At 69.0% G+C, this 3176-nt stretch carries 1 protein-coding gene; it reads left to right on the top strand.

Translation table 11 applies throughout. The annotated features are described in order from the left end of the window. The first annotated feature begins 58 nt into the window (after positions 1-58). The gene (locus tag QZT63_RS18325; RefSeq protein WP_290653242.1) at positions 59-3142 is read left to right on the top strand and encodes an ATP-binding protein; all 3084 of its coding nucleotides are present in this window, start codon (positions 59-61) and stop codon (positions 3140-3142) included. Positions 3143-3176 lie beyond the last annotated feature (34 nt).

Here is a 3176-nt window from a genome sequence, read left to right as displayed (position 1 = left end):
GCCGCCGTGGGCGCCCATCTGGACGCTTGGTGGAATAAGATGCCACGGAGCTGACGCCATGGGGGATTTCAGCGAAGCCGAGATGGCCGCCGCCCTGGAGGCGTGTGCCCGCGAGCCGGTTCATCGCCCCGGCGCCATTCAGCCTTGCGGTGTCCTGATCAGTCTCGATGGCGAGCTCGAGCGCGTGCTGCAGGTCAGCGCCAACCTCGACGCTGTCTTAGGCCTGCGCGCGGAGCAGGCGCTGGGCGCCGATGCTGAGCGGCTGCTGGGGAGCGCGCTGCGCGAGCGGCTGCGCCGCAGACTGAGTGGACGCGAGCGATTGCCCAGTGCGCTGAGCGTTCCCCTCCCTGTCGGCGGTGGGGCTCGAGTCGTCCACGTCACCGCCTATCGCAGCGGGCACCGCGTGCTGGTTGAGCTCGAACCCGCGGGCGAGTCGGATCACAGCGGCCTGCTGTCCGTCGTCAATGAGGCATTGCGCCAGGTGGGCGAGGCCGACAGCCCACAGCGCCTGCTGGAGACGCTCGTCGACAGCGTGCGGCAGTTGACCGGCGATGAGCGGGTGATGGTGTATCAGTTCGATGTCGACTACCACGGCAGCGTGGTGGCCGAGAGTCGGGCCGCAGAGGCCGGCAGCTATTTGGGGCACCACTTTCCGGCGAGCGACATTCCCCGGCAAGTGCGCCAGCTCTACGCCATCAACCCGGTGCGCAGCATTCCCGACGCCACCGCCGCTCCCGTGCCCCTCGTGCCTGAGCATGACCCCCTCGAGGGCACGCCGTTGGATCTCTCCCAGGGCATGCTCCGGGCCGTCTCGCCCGTTCACCTGAGCTACCTGCGGAACATGGGCGTGGGCGCCTCACTCTCCCTTGCCATGCACGGCGAGGACGGGCTATGGGGGCTCGTGGCCTGTCATGGCCTGAGGCCCAGGGCGCTGGCGCCCGCGGTGCGCGATGCCGGCTGGGCGTTGGTGCAGGCCGCGACGGCGCGTCTGATGCTCCTGCTCGCGCGCGCGGATGCCCGGTATCTGCGGCGTGTCCGGGACAGTCGTGACCTGCTGTCAAAGGATCGCGGCGGCCTGTTGGATCCCGGCGCGCTGGTGCAACGCCACGGGCCGGACTGGCTTGCGCTGTTTCGGGCTTGCGGGGTCGCCCTGGTCTATCGCGAGACGGTCTCCGGTGTCGGCCAGTTGCCTTCGGAGGGCGAACTCCAGCGCTTGGCGAGCGCATTATCGCAGTCGCAACCGCGCGAGGATATCTGGTGCAGCCGCAGCCTGCGCGACTCAGCCCTGGCGGACGCACTTGGGCAAAGCGCGTGTTGCGGGCTCTTGGCAGTGCCACTGCCTATCGACGACGGCAAGCCGGGCTGGTTCCTGATGTTTCGGCCCGAGCAGATCGAGACCCGCCTCTGGGCGGGGAAGCCCGACGGGCCGACAGCGATGGGCGATGGCCGTTTGCAGCTCTCGCCGCGCAACTCCTTTGCTGCATGGCGGGAGGAGATCCGCGGCTGCAGTGAGCCGTGGTCAGCCATCGAGCAGCAGGCCGCCGCGGACCTCGGGGAAGACCTCGCGTTGCTGGTCTTCAGCCGGGAGATCGACCTGCTCAATGCAGCGGCCGAGCTGGTGGCTGCGAGTGAGCGCATGTTCCGCCGCTTGGCCGATTCCCTGCCCGCGTTGATCGCCTACTTGGATGCGCAACAGCGCTACCGGTTCGTCAACCGCGTGTGGGAGCGCTGGCAAGGAGCGTCGTCCGCTGCCGTAATCGGCAAGACAGCCCGAGAGGTCATGGGTGATGCCGCCTACCAGCAGCTCGCCCCCTACCTGGACGCGGCGGTTTCGGGGGAGCCGCAGTCTTTCGAGGTGGAGTTCGAGTTTCCGGGAGTGGGGCGGCGCTACGTTCGCGCCGACTACGTCCCCGATGTGGCGGCTGACGGGTCCATCGCGGGCGTCTTCGTGCTCGCCACCGACCTGACCGAGCAGCGACGCACCGAGGAGGCGCTGCAGCGACAGGCCGAGGCGCTCACCGAGGCGGACAGGCGCAAGGATGAGTTCCTGGCCATGCTCGGCCACGAGCTGCGCAACCCGCTCACCCCGATCCGCAATGCCACCGAGATCCTGAACCGGCACGGCTCCGGCGTGACCGCCGAGCAGGTGGCCTGGGCGGCGCGCATCATCGGAGGGCAAGCAGAGCACCTGGTCGCACTGACCGATGATCTGCTGGACGTCGCGCGCATCTCGCAGGGACGCATCCACCTGCGCACCGAGCGTGTTGACCTGCGCGAGGTGCTCGACAAGGCGGCGGATGCCGCTCGACCTTCAACGCAGCGACGCGCCCAATCGCTGACCGTCGACGCCCCTGCGGCCCCGGTGTGGGTGGAGGGGGATCCGGTGCGCCTGGTGCAGATCGTGGACAATCTCCTCGGCAACGCGGTCAAGTATACCGATCCCGGTGGTCACATTACGCTCAGTGCCGCCATCGATGGCGGCCAGGCGATCGTGCGGGTGCGCGATACCGGCGCCGGCATCCACCCGGAGCTCCTGCCCCACGTCTTCGGGCGCTTCGCGGGGGGCGCCCATGACCCCGTTCGCCGGCAGGAGGGCCTTGGTTTGGGTTTGTACCTGTGCAAGCACCTCACGGAACGCCAGGGCGGCACGATCGAGGCCCACAGCGATGGCGTCGATCAGGGGGCAGAGTTTTGCGTGCGCCTGCCACTCGCGGCGACACCCCTTGCGGCGCAACCGCCCACTCAGCCCGGCGAGGGTGATACGGTGGTAGCAGCCCGCTGCCGCGTGCTGATCGTCGAGGACAACGACAGCGTGGCGGAGTCGACGTCGATGCTGCTCGAGTCCCTGGGGCATGAGCCCCGGGTGGCGGTTGACGGACCCAGCGCACTGGACGCCGTGGAGTCGTTCAAGCCGGACGTGGTCCTGCTCGACATCGGGCTGCCCGGCATGGATGGCTATGAGGTGGCCCGGCGGTTGCGGAGAAGCCACCCGAAGGGGCAACTCCTGCTGGTGGCGCTGACCGGTTACGGCCAGGATTCGGATCAAGCGCAAGCCGCCGCCGCCGGCTTCGATCAGCACCTGACCAAACCGGCATGCTTCGCCGAGCTGGCCCAGTGCCTCCGGGCAGCGCGCCTTCGCTGAGCCCGCGGGCCGGCTGATGACCCTTCGCAAGGCG

Origin of the sequence: Aquisalimonas sp., from assembly GCF_007120195.1 — a bacterium.
GTDB lineage: Bacteria > Pseudomonadota > Gammaproteobacteria > Nitrococcales > Aquisalimonadaceae > Aquisalimonas.
This window is presented reverse-complemented; position numbering and strand designations above follow the sequence as displayed.

What these genes read in the sequence shown, in the direction of transcription:
- QZT63_RS18325 (WP_290653242.1), top strand. Translation starts at nt 59, where the DNA reads ATGGGGGATTTCAGCGAAGCCGAGATGGCCGCCGCCCTGGAGGCGTGT.